Origin of the sequence: Candidatus Venteria ishoeyi, assembly GCF_030378065.1 — a bacterium.
Lineage (GTDB): Bacteria > Pseudomonadota > Gammaproteobacteria > Beggiatoales > Beggiatoaceae > Venteria > Venteria ishoeyi.
This window is the reverse complement of sequence record NZ_JAUCGJ010000034.1, coordinates 1-24,314: the sequence shown is the minus strand read 5'-3', so window position 1 is coordinate 24,314 and position 24,314 is coordinate 1. Positions and strand designations below refer to the sequence as shown.

13 protein-coding genes are annotated in these 24,314 nt (G+C 44.4%); 3 read left to right on the top strand and 10 right to left on the bottom strand.

Annotated features, from left to right (window positions below):
* Positions 1-78: 78 nt before the first annotated feature.
* Both QUF61_RS12075 and QUF61_RS12070 read right to left on the bottom strand, forming a co-directional pair.
* Positions 79-534 carry a YaiI/YqxD family protein gene (locus tag QUF61_RS12075; protein ID WP_103919053.1) on the bottom strand — a complete coding sequence of 152 codons (456 nt, stop codon included), beginning with the start codon at positions 532-534 and terminating at the stop codon, positions 79-81.
* Positions 535-676: 142 nt separating this feature from the next.
* Complete coding sequence (locus tag QUF61_RS12070; RefSeq protein WP_289681898.1) at positions 677-2,254, bottom strand: SEC-C metal-binding domain-containing protein; 1,578 nt, start codon at positions 2,252-2,254, stop codon at positions 677-679.
* A gap of 222 nt (positions 2,255-2,476) precedes the next feature.
* Here QUF61_RS12070 and QUF61_RS12065 point away from each other — a divergent pair, with 222 nt between their 5' ends.
* Positions 2,477-3,427, top strand: a complete 951-nt coding sequence (locus QUF61_RS12065) for a patatin-like phospholipase family protein (protein WP_103919055.1) — start codon at positions 2,477-2,479, stop codon at positions 3,425-3,427.
* A 236-nt stretch (positions 3,428-3,663) separates the two neighbouring features.
* The gene (locus QUF61_RS12060) at positions 3,664-5,424 is read left to right on the top strand and encodes an AAA family ATPase (RefSeq protein WP_289681896.1); all 1,761 of its coding nucleotides are present in this window, start codon (positions 3,664-3,666) and stop codon (positions 5,422-5,424) included.
* A 439-nt stretch (positions 5,425-5,863) separates the two neighbouring features.
* Here the strand turns inward: QUF61_RS12060 and tssH are convergent, their stop codons facing one another.
* On the bottom strand, positions 5,864-8,632 hold the full coding sequence (gene tssH / locus QUF61_RS12055) for a type VI secretion system ATPase TssH (RefSeq protein ID WP_289681895.1): 2,769 nt from the start codon (positions 8,630-8,632) through the stop codon (positions 5,864-5,866).
* A gap of 157 nt (positions 8,633-8,789) precedes the next feature.
* On the bottom strand, positions 8,790-9,662 hold the full coding sequence (locus QUF61_RS12050) for a metal ABC transporter solute-binding protein, Zn/Mn family (RefSeq protein ID WP_103919058.1): 873 nt from the start codon (positions 9,660-9,662) through the stop codon (positions 8,790-8,792).
* An 80-nt stretch (positions 9,663-9,742) separates the two neighbouring features.
* Here QUF61_RS12050 and pheA point away from each other — a divergent pair, with 80 nt between their 5' ends.
* Positions 9,743-10,840 (top strand): prephenate dehydratase, encoded by a 1,098-nt coding sequence (gene pheA / locus QUF61_RS12045; protein WP_103919059.1) that lies wholly within the window; start codon positions 9,743-9,745, stop codon positions 10,838-10,840.
* A 272-nt stretch (positions 10,841-11,112) separates the two neighbouring features.
* Here pheA and QUF61_RS12040 read toward each other — a convergent pair whose 3' ends face one another.
* From QUF61_RS12040 to QUF61_RS12015, 6 genes are all read right to left on the bottom strand, one after another.
* Positions 11,113-12,636: a class I SAM-dependent DNA methyltransferase gene (locus QUF61_RS12040; protein WP_289681893.1), complete on the bottom strand. Its 1,524-nt coding sequence runs from the start codon at positions 12,634-12,636 to the stop codon at positions 11,113-11,115.
* A 453-nt stretch (positions 12,637-13,089) separates the two neighbouring features.
* Positions 13,090-14,499: a restriction endonuclease subunit S gene (locus QUF61_RS12035; protein ID WP_289681891.1), complete on the bottom strand. Its 1,410-nt coding sequence runs from the start codon at positions 14,497-14,499 to the stop codon at positions 13,090-13,092.
* Complete coding sequence (locus tag QUF61_RS12030) at positions 14,496-17,300, bottom strand: type I restriction endonuclease subunit R (RefSeq protein WP_289681890.1); 2,805 nt, start codon at positions 17,298-17,300, stop codon at positions 14,496-14,498. The genes QUF61_RS12035 and QUF61_RS12030 overlap by 4 nt, the downstream gene beginning before the upstream one ends.
* A 268-nt stretch (positions 17,301-17,568) precedes the next feature.
* On the bottom strand, positions 17,569-20,088 hold the full coding sequence (locus tag QUF61_RS12025; RefSeq protein ID WP_289681889.1) for a two-partner secretion domain-containing protein: 2,520 nt from the start codon (positions 20,086-20,088) through the stop codon (positions 17,569-17,571).
* A 15-nt stretch (positions 20,089-20,103) separates the two neighbouring features.
* Positions 20,104-24,054 carry a two-partner secretion domain-containing protein gene (locus QUF61_RS12020; RefSeq protein ID WP_289681888.1) on the bottom strand — a complete coding sequence of 1,317 codons (3,951 nt, stop codon included), beginning with the start codon at positions 24,052-24,054 and terminating at the stop codon, positions 20,104-20,106.
* A gap of 15 nt (positions 24,055-24,069) precedes the next feature.
* A partial coding sequence (locus QUF61_RS12015; RefSeq protein WP_289681886.1) for a hypothetical protein occupies positions 24,070-24,314 on the bottom strand: 245 nt, incomplete at its 5' end.

Here is a 24,314-nt window from a genome sequence, read left to right as displayed (position 1 = left end):
ATAGCAGTATAGTCCAAGCTGCAAGTGATGTAAGCCTCTTTGCAGAAACACTTGCACCTAACTCAGCACAAAAAATCTTTATGTCGTGTTTACATATTTATTCAGCAGCCGATCTAATTGATCCGCAAAGCGTTTGCGATCAGCTTGATTCAGCGCAGGCGGCCCGCCGGTCTGGATACCGCTACCCCGTAAAGTATCCATAAAATCCCGCATCGTCAAACGCTCGCGGATATTCTCTTTTGAATATTGTTCACCGCGTGGTGACAACACATAAGCGCCTTTTTCAATAGCATCTGCCGCCAGCGGAATATCACTGCTAATCACCAGGTCTCCGGCATGTAATCGCCTGACAATTTCATTATCAGCCACATCAAAACCTGCGCCCACCCGTACGGACTTGATGTACTTTGACGGCGGCACTGAGAGTGCCTGGTTTGCCACCAATATCAATTCCAGCTTAATACGCTCTGCGGCCCGGAATAAAATTTCTTTAATAACCACCGGGCACGCATCCGCATCCACCCATATTTTCATAAAATATTACCCTTTAAAAACCTCAATCGAATTCAGAAGTTGCTATAGCTTTTCCGCATTCCCTGGGAGCGCTGGGGCGGGTGGCATTCAGCCGCCCGTGCCGACTGGAAGTCGGCGCTCCTATGGGGAGACTGAACAGTGACTACATACAACACTTTTTATATTTCTTACCACTGCCACAAGGACAAGGATCATTACGCCCTGGCTTTTCCTGCAAATTATCATTGGATACGGATGACTGTAGCGCATTACGATGAAATGGCGGGGCTGATTTTGCCTTCGCCGCTTTAATCGCCTGTTTGCGCAGTTGCTCCACCCCCTCGGCAAATTCCAGTTTCGCGCCTTCATAATAATTGCGGGTATCGGCTTCAATACAACATTTAAATAGATTTAAGGCTTTTACCGGGTCTACTTTCACGCCAATGCCGCGTTTATAAGCCAGTCCCAGGTAATAATAAGCACCGGGATGTTCCTGAGTGACTGCGCGTTGCAGCCATTGTACCGCTTGATACAAGTCTTTTTTGACTTCAATACCATTGGAATAATACTTAAATAAAACCAGTTGCGCATCGGGATAACCGCCTTGTGCGGCTTCTTTATACCAGTGAAAGGCGGTTTGTGGATTTTCTGCAACGCCCAGGCCTGCCTGATATAAATGCGCCAGCTTAAATTGTGCAGAAGGAAAACCCGCCAGGGCAGCTTTTTGCGCATAATAAAATGCCTCATCCAAGTCCTGAGCCACGCCCAGGCCTTCATAATACATTTGCACCAGTTGATTGAGCGCCCCCAAATGATCGTGCTGGGCAGCCTGCATGAAAGCTTCAAAAGCCTGACCATAATCCTGTGGGTGGGTTTGCTGCTTATGCATCGCACCGTACAGATAAAAACAACCCAGGGTATAAAGCGCATCGTTATCCCCCTGCGCAGCAGCTTGTTCCAGCAGTTGTTTGGCCTGTTTCATAGCGGCAGCATCACCCTCCTGGTTGAGGTGCCACTGCGCTAACTGAAACTGTGCGCCAGGGTGCTGCTGTGCGACAGCTTTACGAAACCAATAGAGCAAATCTTCCTGAATCTGTTGTAGTTGCTCAATTTCTGCGGCATTTTCCAATGCCATGTTTGACTCAGCCAGCTTTTGCAGGGCGCGGCGGCGTTGCTCATACTGTTTTTTATTCAGCAAACGCTGTAAATATAAAGCACGCTGGCGAAAAATCATACCCACGGCATATTGTGCATCCGCATCATTACGCATCAGCGCATCGCCATAAAGCTTATCGCTGTTAGATTCTGACGGCGGGGTAAAATCAGGAATCTCATGTACTTGCCCTGCATACAGGGTTTCATACAACCAGCAGGTAATCTCATAAGCGGTTTTCAACGCTTGCAAGGCGGTTTTACGGGTAATTGTAATAGAACGGAAAGCATTGCCACCGGGATGCGCCCCCTTATTCCCTTCCACCCGCAGAAAATTCAATGATTCGCGGATGTGATAAGGTGCTAAGTGCGCAGATTCCAGCGTATTAATCTGATCATACAAACTGGGATTGTCATATTCAGATTCTGCCGCCTGCATTTGATAATGCTCAAAAATCAAATCCACTAACACCTGCGCGCAGGCGCGCAACTTCACCAGCGTATTTTCCGGATCTTCATGCCAATGTCGATAAGCCAGTTCATAATGCCGGTGCAAGGTGGGCGAAAGGCTGTGAATAAAGGAAAGCATTATCTAAATATCCGGTTTTTTTCTTTATTAAAAAAACTTATGTCGGGTTCAGTTTACTTGAGCTTACTTGAGCTTACTTGGTAAGGCTTCCATTTTATCGCATCATTTTAGCTGATGTCCGATAAACTTTTCATCCGGCTTCAGCTTATCATTAGAGATTTTGGATATTCAGCTTCCCCTGTTAATATTGTGCTATAGAATCTGTAACTGGAGATATGGCACATGAAAAAAACAGTCAGTTTGATTTTAGGCAGCGGGGGCGCGCGCGGGCTTACCCATATTGGTATTATCCGTGAGCTGGAACAGCGTGGTTATGATATTCGCGCTATCGTAGGTTGCTCAATGGGTTCGCTGGTGGGTGGATTGTACGCAGCAGGTCAACTGGATGCCTATACCGAATGGGTTTCCGAACTGACGGAATGGGATGTCCTGCGCTTTCTGGATATTTCCCTGACCATACGCTCCGGCATGATGAAAGGCGATCTGATTATGGATAAGCTGCGTGAACTGGTCGGCGAGCAACAGATTGAAGATTTAGCGATACCTTTTACTGCCGTGGCAACCGACATCATTGCACGGCGCGAAGTCTGGCTGGGACATGGCGATTTATTTGAAGCCATTCGCGCTTCAATCGCAATTCCGGGTATTTTCACGCCGCAAGTTGTCGGCGGAAAGATGCTGGTTGATGGCGGTCTGCTCAATCCGCTGCCGATTGCTCCGGCAACCGATGACTGGACGGATTTAACCATTGCCGTGAGCTTATCAGGGCGCGCAGTTTCCGAACCCTTAGGCCCCAATCCTGTACCCCACAAAGAACACTCTATCGCAGCCTATCGCGCGCGGATTGATAACTTCCTGGGGGTTGTGCAAAAAAATCTGGGGCTGGAAGCCTCCGATGAACCCGAACCGCAGCATCTGAGCTTATCCAGCGTATTGATGAGCATGTTTGACACCATGCAAAGCGCGATTGCGCGTTATCGTCTGGCAGCTTATCCACCGGATGTCCTGATTGAAATTCCTGAAAATGTGTGTGCCAGCCATGAATTTTATAAAGCCGATCAACTGATTGCCGCCGGACATTACTGGGCGCAGCAGGCATTGGCACAGTCACCATCACCAGCGTCCCGGTCTCCAGCAGATTCAAGCGGACAGGGTACAGGGATACGAACCTAAATACTTTAGGAACGAGAATTTTATAATTCCCAAAACCAAGCTGGCCTTGAAAACAGATAAAAATCCTGTGCGCTACGGGGGTGTTATTTCTTGCGAGTTACTTAAGAAACTGCCGACATAAGAGAAAATTAATCGCTTTAAACTATAATACAAACAGTTCAACCGATTTCCACCCCTGCGTAATCGGGTTATGCTGCTTCGGCAATCGTTTTATTTGCGATTTTATTGAGGTTTTCATGAAATTTCCTTATGCAATCAGTAATTTTTACAAACTCATCGAAAACAATTATTTTTATGCGGATCGTACAGACGCTATAACACACCTTGAACAAGCTGCTGATCAGATCTTATTTCTGCGTCCGCGCCGCTTTGGTAAAAGCCTGTTGTTGTCCATGCTGGAAAACTATTACGATGTGCTGCATAAAGATGATTTTCAAAAGCTGTTCGGGCATTTGCATATCGGCAAAAATCCCACGCCATCACATAATCAATATCTGATTTTGCACTGGGATTTTTCCGTCGTTGACCCCAATGGCAGTAGTCAGGAAATCCATGATGCCTTGCATCGTTATATTAATGCCTGTATCAGGGTGATGAAAAACCGCTATGCTGATTTATTACCGGATTTTCCACTGGATGACGATGCGGTGATTTCTTTTTATAACTTAGTTGCCGCCAGCCAGCAAACACCCCACAAACTTTATTTATTCATTGACGAATATGACAATTTTGCCAATGAAGTTATGACGCAGGGAAAAAAGCGTTATACCGAACTGGTTTATGGTGAAGGACTGTTAAAAACCCTGTTTAAGTCGATTAAAACCGCCGCCACCGGGCAGGGATTGGATCGCGTATTTATCACCGGCGTATCCCCTGTGGTGATGAGTGATATGACCAGTGGTTATAATGTTTCTGAAAATATCAGTTTGTTAGCCGAATATCAGGATTTATGTGGTTTTAGAGAAACTGAAATTCAGTCACTGTTAGAAAAAATTGGGCAGGAATGGGACTTTTCAGTAGAAAAGGTGCAGGAAACCTTGATGATGATGCGCACCTTTTATAATGGCTATCGCTTTGGTAATGAAAATCAGCAAAAAATCTATAATCCTACGCTGGCGCTCTACTTCCTTAAGTATCTTTCACATTATGGCAAATACCCGCCCACCATTTTAGATGACAACCTGGCAATGGATAGAAACCGCATTCAATATATTGCGCGACTGCCGCACGGACAGGAAGTGATTACCAATGCCCTCAACCCCGACAATCCCATTATTATCACAGAACTGGCAAACCGCTTTGGCGTGGAAGACATGCTGCATATCCCCCGCGACCATAGTTTTCTGGCTTCTTTATTATATTATTTCGGGGTATTAACGCTAGGCGAAGAAAAAACCGCGCTGGGCAAAAGTACCTTACAAATCCCCAATCTGGTTATCCGCCGTTTATATGTCGAACGCCTGAAAGACGCCTTGTTGCCGGAGTATAAAGAACGTGAACAAATGGAACAGGCCGCCGAGGTGTTTTACGGCACGGCCAATCTCGATCCCTTATGTGATTTTATTGAGCAACGCTATTTTAAGGTGTTTGATAACCGCGATTACCGCTGGAGCAATGAACTGGTGGTAAAAACCGCCTTTTTAGTCACCCTGTTTGCCGATACCTTTTATATTATGGATTCGGAAACCGCAATCGATAAAGGTTATGCCGATTTAAGCTTGATAGTACGGCCCGACATGCGCCAATACGCCCTGCTTGACCACTTGCTGGAATTCAAATACATCAGCCTCAAGGATTTAGGCCTGAGCGGGGAACAGGTACGGGAGCAAAGCCGTGAAGAATTGCTCGCTTTACCTTTGGTAAAAAAACAACTGGCGGATGCCGGTGAACAACTGGGGCGCTATCGGGAAACCCTGGAACGGGTTTATGGTGAAAAATTACGCCTGCATACCCGTGCAGTGGTGGCGCTGGGGCTGGAGCGCTTGGTATGGGCTTAAAATTTTGCAAAGCAAAATTCTGATTATACCGCTTTGTGTGGGATACACCTGTAGCCATTCCTGGAAGCGGCTATCAGTAAATTATGCAACCAGTTGTCATGATATCTAAATTCATTAAGGAGTGAGGATAACGGTGAAAAGTTATGGATTAATGCATAACTACGGATTAAATTTTCAGCACTCTTATTTGTACTGATGATAATTGATATTTTATCCGTTAGGTATAGCGAATGGACAGCCTCCTAGGAGGCTGTCCGAGAACAGAGGCCGTAGCGAGGGAAAGCTGGTTTGAGGCAGATTTTTTCGTTATTTGAGGCGAATATTGGGTATATTTAACGAAAATAAGGGAGAAATCTGACCAAATCCAGCTTTTCCGCAGTAGGTCTTGTGTTTTCGGACGGCCTCCTAGACTCATTAGTCTTTTCCTAAACTTTGTAGCTCAAACATCCCCGGACTTCAACCAATCCAGCAGACTATCCAAATCCCCCAAAGGCCGGTCGCCGGGGCCGCTATCGACAATATCCGGGTTGGCCCAGTCTTCTTCCGTATCCATTTCCGGGTCAAAAGCATAGCTGAATTCCCCCTGTTCATCACAGGACAATTGCACGCTGGAAAAATGTTGTGCCTGCGCTCCGCGCTCTAAAATTTCTACGGATAAGGCCGGTAGCAAAGTGTGGGTGAGGATGTGGTCGATGTTGCGCGCGCCGCTGTCCACTTCGGTGCAGCGGCTGGTGACGGTATGCACCAGACCATCATCATAATGTAGATGGGCCTTGTGGTTGTCGGCAAAACGCTGTACCAGCTTATCCAGTTTAAGGCGCACAATCTGGCGGATTTCTTCATCACCCAGCGGGTAATAAGGCACTAACACCATGCGCCCAAGAAATGCGGGTTTGAAACGGCTTAATAATTCATTTCTTACCGCTTCCTGCAACACGTCAATACCGGGATCATGATGCAGGGCCAGACTCATCATGCTTTCCGTGCCGAGGTTGGTGGTAAGCAGAATTAAGGTATTCTTAAAATCCACCACCACGCCATCACCGTCTTCCATCACGCCCTTGTCAAATACCTGATAAAACAATTCCAGCACATCGGGATGGGCTTTTTCGACTTCATCCAGCAGCACTACGGAATAGGGGTTGCGCCGTACCGCTTCGGTTAACACGCCACCCTTGCCATGCCCGACATAACCCGGCGGTGCGCCTTTCAGCGAGGAGACGGTATAGGCTTCCTGGTATTCGGACATGTTAATGGTGATCATATTATGCTCACCACCGTATAAGAGTTCCGCCAGAGTGACGGCGGTTTCGGTTTTGCCCACACCGCTGGGGCCTGCCAGCATGAACACGCCGACTGGTTTGCCGGGGTCGTCCAGGTCTGCACGATAAGTCTGGATGCGGCGGCTGATGCTGTCCAGGGCATGACTCTGCCCGATGATGCGCTGTGCCATGTGTTGTTTGATATTAAGTATGGTATCGACTTCATCGGTGAGCATCTTACCCACAGGAATGCCGGTCCAGGCGGAAATTACCTGGGCGATGATGCGCCCGTCCACGCATAGCGGAATCATGGGATCGCCAGCTTGCAGGGTGGAGAGATCGGTTTTTAATGCAATTAAATCGCCTTGTGCCTCGCTGTTATCGGGGTTTTCTTCCAGCGTGGTTTCCAGTTTTTGTTCCTGCTCCCTGATTTTCTGTATCAGTTGCAGTTCATCCTGCCAGCGTTGGCGCAAGTCCGCTTGCAGGGTTTTCAGCGGCTCCATGCGGGTTTCCAGCGCTTCCAGGCGGGTTTTGTGATCTGCCGTGCCGGTAGCCTGCTCACGTTGCAGCAGTTGGCGTTCTTCGCGGCTGCGCTCAATCCGGCGGCGGGTGGCTTCCAGCACTGGCGGTTCACTGTTCTGGGCAATCGCCACCCGCGCACAGGCGGTATCCAGCACGCTGACGGCTTTATCCGGCAGTTGCCGCCCGGAAATATAACGCGCCGACAGGCGCACGGCATCGCGTATGGCTTCATCTAAAATCATCACCTGGTGATGATTTTCCAGACGCTTAACCACGCTGCGCAACATGCGAATGGCATCATCTTCATCAGGTTCACCCACTTTGACCACCTGGAAACGGCGGGTCAGCGCGGGGTCTTTTTCAAAATATTTTTTATATTCCGCCCAGGTGGTGGCGGCAATGGTGCGCAAATCACCACGCGCCAGGGCCGGTTTGAGCAGGTTCGCCACATCACCCTGTCCGACACCAGCCCCCGCGCCTATCATGGTATGGGCTTCATCAATGAATAAAATAATTGGCTGCGGTGAGGATTTAACTTCGCTGATAACTGATTTTACCCGGTTTTCAAATTCGCCTTTCACCCCCGCGCCTGCTTGCAGTAAGCCTAAGTCCAGGGTGCGCAGGCTGACATTTTTTAAGGTCGGCGGGACTTCACTACGGGCAATGCGCAGGGCAAAACCTTCCGCCACCGCTGTTTTACCCACACCCGCATCACCTGTGAGTATTGGATTATTCTGGCGGCGGCGGGTGAGTATGTCGATAATCTGACGGATTTCACCATCGCGGCCTTCAATTTCATCAATTTTACCCTGGCGCGCTTCATCGGTTAAATCAATGGTAAATTGATCCAGCGCCGGGGTGTCTGCGGCAACTTTGGTGCTGGCTGTATCCGTAGTATCTGCACTATTACCCGCAGCAGTGCTGGCAGTGTGGGCGGCAGTGGCTTTTTGCTCCGGGCTGTTTTTCAGCAGTTCGTGTATATCTTCACGCAGCGATTCACGGGGGATTTTAATCAGCGATGGCGCGGATTCCAGCAGCGTACCACGCAGCGTATCCTGGTCAATAATTGCCAGCAGCATGGAGCCGGAGCGCACTTGCTCTTCATTAAATTGCAAGGAAGAAATCAACCAGGCTTCTTTCAGCAGCGCCAGTATATAAGGCGACATGGTGGGGGTGCGGGTGTTGCCGCGTTTAAAACGTGCTATGGTTTGACTCAGTTCGCGGCTGACGCGCACCATATCCACTGAATAATAACTGAAAATGCGTTCCACATCAGTATCGGGACGCTCCAGCAGTTTCAGCAGTAAATGTTCAATTTCAACGCTGTAATGCTGATTGCTAACACATAACTCGGCTGCCAGTTCAAAAGCGCGGCGGCAGGTACTGTTGAGCTTGCCAATCAGAGGTTTTAATTCCAGACTCATTTGCCAGACTCCCGTAGATGATTAAGTAAGTATCCAAAAACTTATTATTGGGCTAATACATCAGCAAGCTCATTTTGACGGAAGTACAGACCTGACAGGTTTTAAAAACCTGTCAGGTCTTTGGTATGAAGCCCGACAATAGAATGTTGCTGATATACTAGGGTGATAAGGCAACAACAAAAGCATCCGCTGCCCTGCGCAGGTTTTCAGGATAATTTTCAGCCAGTGGATCAATGGCAATAACCTGTCCGGCAATCGCATCGGCGATACGCTGCGCCTGTTGCTGGCTGAACTGCGGTTGTACAAAAATGACTTTAATGGCTTCTTGTTTGGCCTGAGTGATTAACTGAACTAAGGCACGCGCACCCGGTGACTTACCTTCATGCTCAATGGCAAGCTGTTCCAGGCCATAAGCTTTTGCAAAATAGCCCCAGGAAGGATGAAACACCAGAAAACGCTGTTTGGCAAAAGGCATTAATTGTTTTTTCAGCACCTCATGTAATTGTAATAAGTTTTTTTCTAAATGCTGATAACGCTGCTGGTATAAGCTTTGATTGACAGGATCAATATGGCTGAGTTGATCACGGATGGTTTTTGCCATGATAATCGCATTTAAGGGATGTAACCAGATATGCGGATCCAAACTGGAACGTGATGGTTTGTCATGTCCATGTTTCTCCTGATGCTGATGATTGGGCAGCGGATGTAAGTCGATGCCTTCACGTAAATCGACAACGGGCAACTGCGGTACATTCTGTTGCAGGCGCTGCATCCAGACTCGCTCGAACGGTACCCCAATACGGAAATACAGGCTGGCATGGTTTAATTGGGCCATTTGCTGCGGCGTGGGTTCATAGGTAGCCGGACTTTGCCCAGCGCCCACCATCACCGAAACCCTTACCTGGGACTGCCCGATTTGTTCAACAAAATATTTTTGCGGAAAAATACTGACAAAAATTGATAAGGGCGCGGCAAAGGCACTTTGTAGTGGAAAATACAGGAAAAAAAAACATAAAAAATAAAAACGCATCGGTGACACCTGATTTGGCAATGTTACAATGTCCTAAGTATATAGATTGACCGCTACATTTTCACCAGGACTTTGCCGCCATGCCTCGATTAGATTTAAATACCGTACGCAACAAGATTGATACATTAGATGAGCAGATTCAAACTCTGGTCACGCAACGCGCTTTACTTGCCGAAGATGTGGCACGCGCTAAATACGCAGCGGAGGAAAACCCGGAGTTTTACCGCCCGGAGCGTGAAGCGCAGGTGCTGAATAATGTTAAAAAACGCAACCAGGGCCCCTTACCGGATGCGTTTATGACCCATTTATTCCGGGAAATCATGTCCGCTTGTCTGGCCCTGCAAAAACCGCTGGAAGTGGCTTATCTCGGCCCACGCGGTACATTTTCGGAAGCAGCGGTATTAAAACACTTTGGTCATGCGGTAAAAGGTCAGGCCACCCAAACCATTGAAGAAGTGTTTCGGGAAGTGGCATCCGGGGTGGTGGATTATGGCGTGGTGCCAATTGAAAACTCCACGGAAGGCGGGGTGAATCAAACCCTGGATATGTTCATGAAAAGCGCCCTGAAAATCTGTGGCGAAGTGGAACTGCATATCCATCAATGCCTGATGGCGCAAACGGGTTCTTTAGAACAAGTGAAAAAAACTGCGCAGCGGATTTACTCCCACCCCCAGTCGCTGGGGCAATGCCGTTTATGGCTGGATACGCACCTGCCCGGTATAGATCGGGTGACAGTGAGCAGTAACGCAGAAGCTGCACGCTTGGCAGCCAGCGAAAGTGATGCGGTAGCCATTGCCGGTAAGCTTGCGGCAGAGCAATATGAACTGAATTTATTGGCAGAACATATTGAAGATGAAATGGACAACACCACCCGTTTTGCGATTTTAGGCCGTAACAGCCCACCACCCACCGATCACGACAAAACCTCCCTGCTGGTGTCCTGCCCGGATACGCCAGGTGCTTTGCATCGCTTACTGGCTCCTATTACCACGCAAGGTTTCAGCATGAGCCGCATTGAGTCTCGCCCCTCCAGGCAGGGCATGTGGCAATATGTATTTTTTATCGATCTGGAAGGTCATATTGATAATTCCGGTATGCGCAACGTGCTGGAAGAACTGGAACAACACAGCCTGCTATTGAAACACTTAGGTTCTTATCCCCGTACCATGTCCACCTGAGTCTGCCGATATTGGAGACCGGGACTGGAATGGTGAAAATGCAGGGCTGGCAGTCTTTTATTTTCCATGCACAAGGTTAAAACCTTTGCCTTTCAGGTGAACAGATTTATCTCTGATGTTTAACGGTAAAACTTAGAATATGGGTTTTAGCACTAACACCCCAAAGGGGTATTTTAATGCACCCCGTTGGGGCTAAACAACAGGGCTTGTCCGCCCTGTATCTCGGCTTTCAGCCGCCAAACGCTCTAACCCATCTTTTAGCGGGGGGTTGTTTAGTTTTCAACCTCGTTCAAAGTTACTATTATTTCTTTAAAACTATTTAGACCTGATTCCAAATTTTCGATAATTTCTCCGGCTAACACATCAGGATCAGGTAGATTATCTAAGTCGGTTAGGCTTTTGTCTTTGAGCCAGAATATATCTAAATTGGTTTTATCTCTGGCCAATATTTCTTCATAGCTGAATTCACGCCATCTGCCTTCAGGTTTTTTTTCGGTCCAGCTTGGTTTTCTTTTGTTTCGGTTTTGGGGGTTGTAGCATTTAACAAATTCAGCTAAATCCGCTGTTGTCATCGGGGTTTTCTTGAGGGTGTGATGAATGTTGGTTCTGTAGTCGTATATCCAAACTTTCTTGGTATGTGCTGTCTTACTGGCTGGTTTATTATCGAAAAATAGCACATTTGCTTTTACGCCCTGGGCATAAAAAACGCCGGTGGGAAGTCTTAAAATAGTGTGCAGTTCAGTGGTTTGCATTAATTGTTTGCGTATTTCTTCCCCGGCACCGCCTTCAAATAATACGTTATCGGGTAATACTACCGCAGCTTCACCAGTAATTTTTAATTGGGTTTTGATGTGTTGTAAAAAGTTGAGCTGTTTATTAGAAGTGGTTTCCCAAAAATCCTGACGGTTATAGCTTAAATTTTCTTTTTCGATTTCACCTGCTTCATTGGTGATGGTCATACTGCTTTTTTTGCCAAAGGGCGGATTGGCGAGTACATAATCATAACGTGCATTATCATCTGAAATTAAGGCATCATTGGGGGATAAAAAGCTTTCTCCGTCAATTTCGCCAATATTATGCAAATACATATTCATCAGGCACATTCGCCGCGTATTGGCTACAATTTCATTGCCATGAAAAGTGGAATTTTTAAGAAATTCTTTTTCTTCGCGGTCTAAGCTATTGTTTTCTATAATATAATCATAGGCAGCCAAAAAGAAACCACCCGTACCACAGGCAGGGTCGGCAATTTTTTTCATTGGTTTGGGCTGAACACAAGCCACCATCGTTTTGATTAAGGCACGGGGAGTAAAATATTGACCTGCACCGCTTTTGGTATCTTCGGCATTTTTTTCTAAAAGTCCTTCATAAACTTTGCCTTTAACATCCGTGCCCATCATTGTCCATTGTTCGTTATTGATGAGATTGATGACTCTTAATAGCTTGGAGGGGTCTTGGATTTTGTTTTGGCTTTTAGTGAAGATTTGTCCTAACATGCCTTTTTCAGTGGAGAGGCTGCGTAGTAATTGGATGTAAAATGATTCCAGTTCTGCCCCGGTTTTGCTGGCTAAGTTTTCCCAGTTGCAAATTTCGCCATCTTCAATTTGTTTGCCTTCTACATCTTTGATTTGAGGGAATTTCAAAGCTTTGTTATAGGGTGGTTTATTGAATTCATCTGCCATTTTTAAAAATAGCAAATAGGTGATTTGTTCAAGGTAATCGCCATAACCGACACCATCATCACGCAGGACATGAGCTAAATTCCAGATTTTTGATACAATTGTTGAGTCATTCATTTTTTTATCTCGTTCTCTCGTCCCCAACGTCTCGTTGGGAATGCTTATCGCTCTGCTTGGCTAAATACGGGGCAAACCTGACAGGTCTTCAAGACCTGTCAGGTTTCTCTTGTTCCCAACGTCTTGTTAGGGATCTAGCGGGTGCAGGTTTGCAACCTGTACCCTAACGTTTCAAAATAATTAAAATCCAGGCAGGATTTTAGATAATCAAAACGTCAGGGTCGGGGTTACAAACCCCGATCCGCGAGTTATCGCTCTGCTTGGCTAAATACGGGGCAAACCTGACAGGTCTTCAAGACCTGTCAGGTTTCTCTCGTTCCCAACGTCTTGTTGGGAATCTAGCGGGTGCAGGTTTGCAACCTGCTCCCTAACGTTTAAAAATAATTAAAATCCAGGCAGGATTTTAGATAATCAAAACGTCAGGGTCGGGGTTACAAACCCCGATCCGCGAGTTTATTGTTTTGTTTTTTCTGCTTTTATTTTTTTGAGTAGTTCGGAGGCGGGTTCATAATTTTTATCCTGTTTACATTTTTCTAATTCAGCTTTGTTAAGTAATTTTCCTGCAAAGGCTTTTTTTAGGATGCTTTGACGCAGGGAATTTGATTTTTCAAGGCTTTCGGTGATGGTTTGTTCGAGTTTATCGCATACGGATAGGCGAGCTTCGATTTCTTGAACTATTTGATGTTGTTCTTTAATTCCAGGAATTTTTACTGGAAGCTTATACAACATTTTTCTATCTAAAGTAGGAACTGCTGTACTTGCACTATGAGATTTAAAATCAAATATTAAGAAAAATAGATATATATATTTTGGATAATTACCTTTAAAATCTTTTACGTGTAAAACAGTATTATGCGGCCAATAATATTCAACATCCAAAAAATGTATATTACCAACACCACCACTTCTTCCAGTAATTAGAGCGGGTCCATTTGCTCTGTATTCGTTATGGTATCCAGCAATTCCTCCTGAAGTAATAACAGGATGTTCGCCTTCAATAATATTTTTGAGTGGTAAATCATACCCTCTTTGTAGAGTAACAAAATCTAAGAAATTTATTATTGTCCAATTACAGCTAGGTATATCTGTTTTATATTTATATACAATATTTTCAACTTCATTCAATTTCTTAGGCTTCCCAGGCTTCTTCCCCTCTTTCCCATTTTCTTCCCATTTCTTAACCGTTTTTTTCCATTCTTCTATTTGCTTATTATAATGGTCTTCCCGTTCTTTTTTTATTTGCTCCAAAAGCTCATCAGCAGTTGGTAAATCGGTTTGTTTTTCCCGCCATTTTTTAGTCAACTCACCCTCAAAGGCTTTTTTAAGCACTGCTTGCCGATAGATTTTTAATTGTTCTTGAGCAGTTTTGAGGTCAGCAATTCCCTTGTCTAAATCACTGAATAAGGTTTCTATTTTGGCAACAATGGCTCGTTGTTCTGGGAGGGATGGAATTAGAATTTTTTGTGATTTTAATACTGTCCCTGAAATTGCTCTAAATGTAGTACCTGTTCCTTGTTTATCTAAGTATTGTTCAATTGATTTTAAATAATACCAAATAAATTTAGACGCATATTTATAAGTTATTGCAGCTAGACCCCTACCAATTGCACATTTTTGATTTGCAATATTAGTTGCTCCAACTGGTGCTCGAACTGATAACAATATATCATCTTTTTCAGCAGTTTTTTTCGGTTCACTACACCATTTTTTAACTATAGGATATAAGTCTGTAAATTCTGCTTTTCCTTGGAAAAATGGTAAACCTAAATTATCATTATTATATGTTGAAGAAGGAGGGGATTGTCCCATATTAATTTTACATATTTTCCCCAATTCACATTCCACCCAATCATCCTTAATCACGCCGCCAACACCTCATTTAATTCATCAATAATTTCATTCATATCATTACCAAACAACTGATACATTTTACCCCGTCCACCTTGGGCATCAAAAGGCGTATAATCCAAATCATCCACCTCAATATGATAACTACTCACCACATGATCTTTGATTAATCTTAACCAATCCAACTGTTCAGCGGTAAAGCGATTATGATCCCCAGAATGCTGTCTAAATATCCAGTTCTTAAAATTCTTATTAATGACTTTATCATAAGGTTTTAACTCGTTATCAATACCACAAACTAGCCGAATCAGAGAAACCAAAGCCGTCAACTCATCCTTTGGAGCTTCGGTTTGTACATCATCAATAGCAATATAAGCCGACCACACATTATGAGGGGCTAACAAAGGTCGTTCAAGTTTTATTTTTTCAAAAACCTCTTTTATCATTTTGAAAGTAATATTTCTGCGCTTATTCGGCTGATTATAAAAAATACTTAAAGCTTTAATTTCATCCTTATTAGCTTGCAAGTATTCGCTAAAATCTTTCACCATCGCATTAGCTTTATCCAAGGAAGTTTTATCCCATTCTGATTTAAGCACTTCATCAATATTAATACTATCAATAATCTGCTCATATTCCTTGCGTACATTCTCTAAATAATCATTAGCCTTGCCATTAAAACAACTGGCTGCCTCTGAAATTAACTGCTTTTTAGCCTCATCTTTTGCCTGTGTAATTTTCTCAGGTGTTTTTTCATCGCTGGGAATGACTTTTAAGATTTCTTCCGCTTTTTTATCTATTTCATCTGGATCAAAGGCAGAAAGTAATTGTTTAGTCATTTGTTTGAGATTTTTACCGCCAGTTTTAGTTAATAAATTATCTTTTTCTTGTTCTGTCATTTGCTTGTCTAATCTAATTAACCGATTAGCCAGCGATAAAAACAAATCCTCATCTTCAACACCCACTGTAACCGCACCCAGCAAATCCTTTAACGGTACTGAACGCTTACGCTCTAAAGGACGACTATCAGTTTTTTTCGATTTAATCGCCCCAACTGCATCAACTATCACAAAATGGGTTTTACTCCGTGCAGTTTTAGTCACAAGTTGCAAAGAGTCCTTAGAAATAGTCCGCGTACCACGACCTTTCATTTGCTCAAAATAATTGATACTTTTCACATCGCGCATAAACAGCAAAACTTCTAAAGGCTTAACATCCGTTCCCGTAGCAATCATATCAACTGTCACCACAATCCGAGGATAATAAGTGTTCCGAAAACGATTTAACACCGATTTGGGGTCTTCATCAATTTTATAAGTCAGCTTTTTACAAAATTCATTGCCATCAGCAAATTCTTTACGAATAATTTTAATAATATCATCAGCATGACTATCAGTTTTGGCAAATACTAAAGTTTTAGGCACTTCATATTCACCATTTTCATCAACTCGTTGAGGGAAAATTTCAGTTTTTAAGGCGCGTTTATATTCCTGAATAATATTCCGAATCTGACTGAGATTAACTACCTTTTTATCTAAATCATTTTTAGTGTATTTAGTATCTTCATCTTCCTGTTGCCAACATGTTGCACGAGTCAGTTTATCCCGTCTATCTACATGCCAACCCGCTTTAACAGTGTCCCCTTGTTGTGAAATCTGCGTTTCAATAGTGTATACATCATAAGGCACATTAACCCCATCAGTTACCGATTCTTCATAAGTATATTGACCCACCACATTTTCATCAAAAAAACCAAAAGTATGCTTATGTGGAGTAGCCGTTAAACCAATCAAAAAGGCATCAAAATAATCCAGAACCTGTTTCCACAGATTGTAAATAGAACGATGGCATTCATCAATCACAATAAAATCAAACTGCTCAACAGGCACTTTGGCATTATATTCTACTGGAATTGCTCCTTTATTTGCTTGCTGTTGTATCCAGGTATTTTCTTCAGGATTTTCATTTTCAGCGTCTTCGTCTAAATCCTTGCCTTTTAATATGGAGTAAAGCCGTTGAATGGTGGAAACACAAACCTGACTATCGGAAGATATATAACTGGAAGCAAGCCTTTGCACATTATACAATTCAGTAAATTTACGATTATCATCAGTAGGCTGATAGGTCATAAACGCTTGTTCAGCTTGTTCACCGAGGTTTTTAGTATCGACCAAAAATAAAACCCGTTTTGCACCAGCATATTTTAATAAGCGATAAATAAAAGTAGCTGCGGTGAAGGTTTTGCCTGCACCTGTAGCCATTTGGATTAAGGCACGGGGGCGGTTATTTTTGAAGGACTTTTCCAGGTTTTCGATAGCAACTATCTGAGCAGGTCTTAAATCAGTTTTGTCCAGATGGGGAATATCTAAAAAGCGTTTTCTTAAACTTTTGGGATTTTTTAACCAGTTAGCAAAGGTTGTTGGTTTGTGAAAACTGAAAACAGTACGAGACCTCGCCTTATTATCTCTGTAATCGGTAAAATTAGTTATCGTGCCAGTGCTTTCATAAACAAAAGGTAGGGGCGCGTTATCAAGGTATTTTAATTTTGCATTAGCGTATTTAGTTGATTGTTCTTCAACAACATTTAACTTATAGCCATCATCTGCTTTTTTTGCTTCAATGATGCCAACGGGTTTTTTATCAACAAAAAGGACATAATCAGCAGGCCCAACACTTGTTTGGTATTCTCTAACTGCCACACCTTTATTGGCACTTAAATCAATATCTTTTTTATGTTGAACCATCCATTCGGCTGCAATCAGCATCTTATCAATTTTATCGCGGGCTATTTGTTCGGGGTTTTGATTTGAAGTCATGTTATGTCCTAAAAAATTAGAATCAATTTAAATTTTTCTAAAAGTATATTTCGTTCCCATGCACCAGGGCAGGTAAAACAATATCTATTTTTGCATTTCTGGCAATGTAAAATCAATATTCTGGGCTTTAGTTATGCCATCAGTGTGAAGCATAATTCCATTTCCAGATTGTAATTTTAACTATCTGGGTTTCCTTGTGGGGCGGGGTTTGTAACCCCGCCCCTGTGGTTTTAATTATTTTGAAACATTAGGGAGTTTCTAAAGATGCTTATTGATACCATTCTGAATTCAGCCGCTGCCCTTGTGGATTTACATCCTCTTTGTAGCGGTTCAGTTGCTCCAGACTGGTGATTTTTTCGCATTGCTCCAGTGATAGTTTTTCATCACGCAGGAATTGGCCTTTGACTATAAATAAGCCACTGGATGTATTTTCCTCTGGAGTGTCTAATGCCACTTGACCGGAAATACCGAACTGGGAAGAGGCATCAATGGGGCTGGTATTTTGTGGGGGGAACTTAAAAACACCTTTGGTTTCTATGGCAATATTGCCACCGCTGCCTTCCACCGCACGGGCGATAATCGGTGCTTGATCCTGGACTAGAAATGCTGCGTCTATATTCAAATTACCACCGTTGCCCGTACCTTTCTGTACGCTGGTGGTAATTTGGCTGTGTTCAGCATGTAGTATTCCATCCGCTTGAATCTTAATTTGTCCACCGCCAGCGTTTAAGGCTTCGGAAGAAATTTTGCCGCCATTGTTTAACTTAATATTGTTGCTGCTGATATTGATACGTCCAGCATCGCCATCACCAATATTGCGGGAGATAATTGCGCCGCCATCGTGCAACACGATCTCCTCAGCGGTGACATTGATGTTGCCGCCTTTGCCAACACCATAACTGTCGGTGGAAAATGCACTATTGGCATGAACGTCACTACTGCCAGCAATATCAATTTGCTTTGCGGTAATGTCGAGATTACCACTATCACCAGCCCCCACCATAATACGTGCGGTTTCCTGAAAATTATCATTTTTAATCTGCGCTCCACCACGTAGCGTAATTGTATCTGCCGTCACGTTGATGTGTCCCTGTTGCTCTGGGGCTGTGTTTGCATAGCTGGTGGCTTTGATAAAAGCATTGGTATGCATGTCCAAAGTGCCTGCATTAATCTTGATTTGCCCACCACCTTGACTTTCTGGGTAAGCGAAACTGATAATCGACGTGTATCCTGTTTTATAGGCTTCTGGCGGATCGGGATCGTTCATCGCAAAAGGTACGTAAAAGGGTGTGATAGAACGCTTTTCCATCAGTAAGTTATTGTTCACCTGTACATCAATTGTGCCTGCTTTACCGCTACCGTGTGCAACGGAACTCATATAAGACCCATGTCGCATTTGCAGATCATCAGCACTTACGCGCAGATTACCGCCGTCACCACTGCCAAGTGAAGATACGGCAAAATAACCACCATTATCCATGTTGATATGTTTCGCTTCGATATACAGATTACCGCCTTGACCACCAAATGCTGGTGTAGATATCCCGCTGGGATATTCGCGTAATACCATACCCAGCGTGATACGCTCGCCTCTTAAACGTCCGCGCAATTCCAGTGTATCGGCATAGATACGTAAATCATTGCCGTAAGTGCCGGTCTTAAATGCGTTCATACTTAACTGTGCACCATTTTCTAATAAGAAATGGTCAGCATGAATATCGTAATTTGCTGTCACCCCATGTGATAGTTGCGTAGTGGCGAAGATGGATTCGTCCATATGCAAAAACGGTGTTTGGATTATCAGGCTACCCAAATAATCACCGCCATAACTATTCAGGGAAACTGTACGAAAAAAATCCAAACTGCGTATAAAAATTGATTCCTTGAAATCCATGCGGACACCAGATGTCAAACCCTCGCGCCCTGCCGTCCATAGCGTCGCATTGAGATAGCTTTCGCGCATATCTAAACGCCCACCACTGAGATCAAGCAAACCGCCCCCCGCACCGCTGCTGTCAATTAGGCTGCGTTCTAATTCAATCACACCATCATCTGGAGTGCGTAAATGAATTTCTCCACCAGATGCGGCAAGCCAGCTTGTTGCGTCAATTGGTTCGGTGACGGTGTTATTCATTTCAATTGCTGTATCGCCGTGAATGTGGATATTGCCTGCTGCCAATGCCAAAGTTTCACCTGCTGGCACTGCTAGTTTAGTGTTGTTAGCACTAATGGTGGCATTACCCAAAAAACCAAAAGCTTGCGGTGTTGTGCTACTAAATTTACTGGGTTGTGCTATATCGACATGAAATTCTGTACCATCGGTGAATGTCAAATTATTTGCTGTGGTAGCATGAAATCCACCTTGCACGTCTAATTGTGCATGTTCGCCAAACATTATCCCGGCAGGATTCATCAGGTAAGTATCCGCACCGGGGATGCTATTTCTAATCATGCCGTTGATATTGGATGGAGAACCGCCAGTAACGCGGGAAATGACATTTTCAATATGTGCTGCACCAGAAAAAGCCGCAGTTTCTCCTTGGTTTATATTGAAACTGTGGAAGGAGTGAAACAGGTTGTTGCCTGCTGTCACGCCTAAATCCTGGGTAATGGCGTACTCTCCATCATTTATTGATAATTGTTCATTGCCTATTGAAGAAAGGCTGATTTCAGCTTGAACAGGAAAAAACAACACAAGCGATACAAAAGACACAAAGGGCACAAGCGTTTGTGACTGTAGTGTCTCTAGTGACTTTTGTATTTTATTTTTTTCATAGTGTCTCATCATATTTCACCAACTTTATTATTGATACCATTCTGAATTCAGCCGCTGCCCTTGTGGATTTACATCCTCTTTGTAGCGGTTCAGTTGCTCCAGACTGGTGATTTTTTCGCATTGCTCCAGTGATAGCTTTTCATCGCGCAGGAATTGGCCTTTGACTATAAATAAGCCACTGGATGTATTTTCCTCTGGAGTGTCTAATGCCACTTGACCGGAAATACCGAACTGGGAAGAGGCATCAATGGGGCTGGTATTTTGTGGGGGGAACTTAAAAACACCTTTGGTTTCTATGGCAATATTGCCACCGCTGCCTTCCACCGCACGGGCGATAATCGGTGCATGGTTTTGCACAAGAAATCTGCTGTTGATGTTTAGATTGCCGCCATCGCCACTGCCATCCCAGACACTGCTGCTGATTTGGCTATGCTCTGAGCGCAACAATCCTTGCGCCTGAATATCTATTTGTCCGCCGCCTGAACTAATCGCTTCAGTAGAAACCGCGCTGCCATTCTGTAAAGTTAGGTCATTGGCATGAATGTAAATATGCCCCGCATCACCACTTTTGATTTGTTCATGCCATTGATTATCAGCATAAAAAAAATTGATTTGCCGGCCATTGCCTGCATCGGTCACTTTAACGAAGTCTCCTGCTTGTGGCATTAAGGTATCACGTTGAGCAAGGTCAGCCGCGTGCTGTGTGTGTCTCATCGGTAGCCAGTTATTGCCTGCATTGATAAATTGCGTTTGCCCATCGCTGTTAGGGGTTTCAAGTGTTAAGACTGAACCGACTGAAGGTAAAGTCAATTCGCTCATCGCTGGCAAATCAGCCACTTGTGCTTTGGGGTCTAAAATAAACCATGCTTCATAGTAGATGAAGTGTTCGCCATTGATTTCAGCAATGTCGGTATTTTTGAGAGTTTGTTCTAGGTTTGCCAGCGAGGCAACGCGATTGTAGTTAATCCGTGATAAATAACTATGCTTAAGTTGTTGGTCTACGGCTTCAACTTGAGTGGATACATAATCAGTAAACCCGCCATTGTCATCCATCAGTCGTATGCGCGTACCGGGTGAAAAAGTAGTTTGCGCATCAGTAAAGTAAACGTCGCTGTCGGCTGGGTTTGGCTTTGTAATTCGCTCATCTGAGGCGGTTAGAACGCGACTGGGTGTTTCATCGACTTTGACCCAGTTGGCAATTTCCATCACTAAGCCCAGTGTCTCGTAGTTAGTGCGCAAAAGGTCATACATAAACAAGGCAGACGACCCATCACCCACATCATCAACGCGCACCATACGTCCTTCATTGATGACAAACTCATTGGGTATGTTATTTAAATCTGCACGGCTTGCCACTTGGTAAACGCCTTGTTGAGTTGAATTCATGGCATTACCCGTATTGATATAATGCGCTGTCTTGCCTACGCCTGTGTCTGCAACTTCGATAAGTTCACCACGCAATATAAACTGTTGATCTCTGTCCGCTTGGGTAGCCACTTTATAGCGATTAATAAACACACTTTTAGAGAAAATTTGTGCGCTGTCATCCAAGCTAATTTGTTGGGCTTGAATGTTGATATGCCCTGCTGTGCCACCGCCTGCGCTATTGCTGGAAATTTGCCCTTGATTGCGTAAAGTCAGCGATCCTGTGTGCAAATCAATGTTTCCGCTATGACCTGCGGGAATGGCTTGGCTGTTTGAATCTGCATAGAGTCCACTGGCTGAATAGTTATACTGCCCTGGGGAGAATTGTTGCAAAAAATTATCTTGTGGGCTGGGTTGAAGCACTGGCAGAAGCGCATACGGATAAGGACGTAGTTCTATTTGGCTGGAATTACCTTCAATTAAAGTGTCTTCATGCACCATAATGTTAATTGTGCCTGCGGATTGTTGACTATTGGTGCTGCTTTCAATACGTGCGCCATTAGATAACCATAACGAACCTGTTTCGAGTTTAATCTCACCACCTGCGCCTGTATTATTGCCTACGCCCAGCACCCGCGCCGAAACCCCTGTACCAAAACCATTCACGGTTTCACCATAGGGGTTCACACCATCAAAATGACTGTCTCCAGCCACTTGAATGTCAATATTACCTGCCTGACCACTGTGCGTCTTAGCATCCGCTATAGTGCTGCTCTGTATTTGTGCGCCGTCGCTTAAAGCCAGATTACCTGCTTTAATCTCAATTTGACCTGCTGAACCTGTGTAGCCTCTAAAGAATGGAAATGCAGAATTGGCTTGAGAACTGGAGTAAATACTGCTGGGCTGTGCGATTGGAAACCCAATCGGATTGATGCCAGATAATGCTAGAGTGTCACTTGTCTGTATTGTGATATTACCACCATCACCATGACCATAAGTCGAGGTATTCAAAAAGCTCCCCGCGTTTAGCTCAATGGTATTCGCTTCTAGCGCGATAGTCCCGCCAGTGCCTGTGCCAAATGTAAACGCATCAACGCCTGCTTTTTCAAACACAATTTCGGGTGCAGTAATATGCAAATGGCCGCCATCTCCCGCATTGTCTAACGCAGAATTGGTTGTCAACGTAATCAAGCTGGGTGTACCGAATGTGAACATTGAATTTTCTGCCCCTTGAAATAGCACTCGATGACGTGCTTCAAGCTGAATATTTACCCCTATATGTGTGCCCCAATTATCAGAGAAAATACGTGCATCTTCGGCAACCGTAATATCATCGGCTTTAATGCTTAACTGCCCAATTTTCCCCGCATTTCCATCAGGCATTTTTTGTGTGGTGAGCGAAATAGAATTGACGGAAGTTAATGTCATGGAGGTTGGAAACTCTAACGGCATTGCCCCCGTAAATTGCACATTGTTTTCCGCTTCAAGGCTAATATTGCCTCCTGCACCCACATCTAAAGCATCCGCAGAAATCGTTGCCCCCTGCAAAAGAATATCGTTACTTGCATTCAACTCAATATCCGAACCTCTGCCTGACGCTTGTGTCGAAGCATTAATCACTGCACCCGCTTGCAAGCGGATAGTGTTAGCCTGTATTGAAACAATCCCGCCGTCTTCTGCACCCAGCGTTCTTGCCTCAATATCGCTGCTATCCATGGTTAACTCACCTGCGCGAATCGAAACACTGCCGCCACCAGCGCCACTGGTATTTAACAAACTGTGGTCAGAGATGGTGATACGCCCCGCCTTGATATACCCGGCATCACTTTCGCCAGTGCCTTGAATACTGGTTAAATTAATCCTGCCCTGTGGTGCAGTCAAGCTGCCCCATTTCTGCGTTCGTGGCATCCCGTCAGCATCCATAATATGACTATATGCGCCTTGGCTAATTTCAATATCGCCCCCCACTAAAGACAAATTTTCGCCAACATTAACCCGCAAGCCACTGTATAACTGTTCGCTCACCACGCTCCGCCCTGTCATCGAAATTTTGCCGTGAGCATTGTCCAAAAAACCAAATGCCGCTGGGCTTGCAGAACTAAATGAACTTGCTTGCTCTGCATTGGCATAATATCGCTCTCCATCTTCAAACTTCAAATAATCCGCTGTGGTGGTATGAAATCCACCCTGTACATCTAATTGTGCATGTTCGCCAAACATTATCCCGGCAGGATTCATCAGGTAAGTATCCGCACCGGGGATGCTATTTCTAATCATGCCGTTGATATTGGATGGAGAACCGCCAGTAACGCGGGAAATGACATTTTCAATATGTGCTGCACCAGAAAAAGCCGCAGTTTCTCCTTGGTTTATATTGAAACTGTGGAAGGAGTGAAACAGGTTGTTGCCTGCTGTCACGCCTAAATCCTGGGTAATGGCGTACTCTCCATCATTTATTGATAATTGTTCATTGCCTATTGAAGAAAGGCTGATTTCAGCTTGAACAGGAAAAAACAACACAAGCGATACAAAAGACACAAAGGGCACAAGCGTTTGTGACTGTAGTGTCTCTAGTGACTTTTGTATTTTATTTTTTTCATAGTGTCTCATCATATTTCACCAACTTTATTATTGATACCATTCTGAATTCAGCCGCTGCCCTTGTGGATTTACATCCTCTTTGTAGCGGTTCAGTTGCTCCAGACTGGTGATTTTTTCGCATTGCTCCAGTGATAGCTTTTCATCGCGCAGGAATTGGCCTTTGACTATAAATAAGCCACTGGATGTATTTTCCTCTGGAGTGTCTAATGCCACTTGACCGGAAATACCGAACTGGGAAGAGGCATCAATGGGGCTGGTATTTTGTGGGGGGA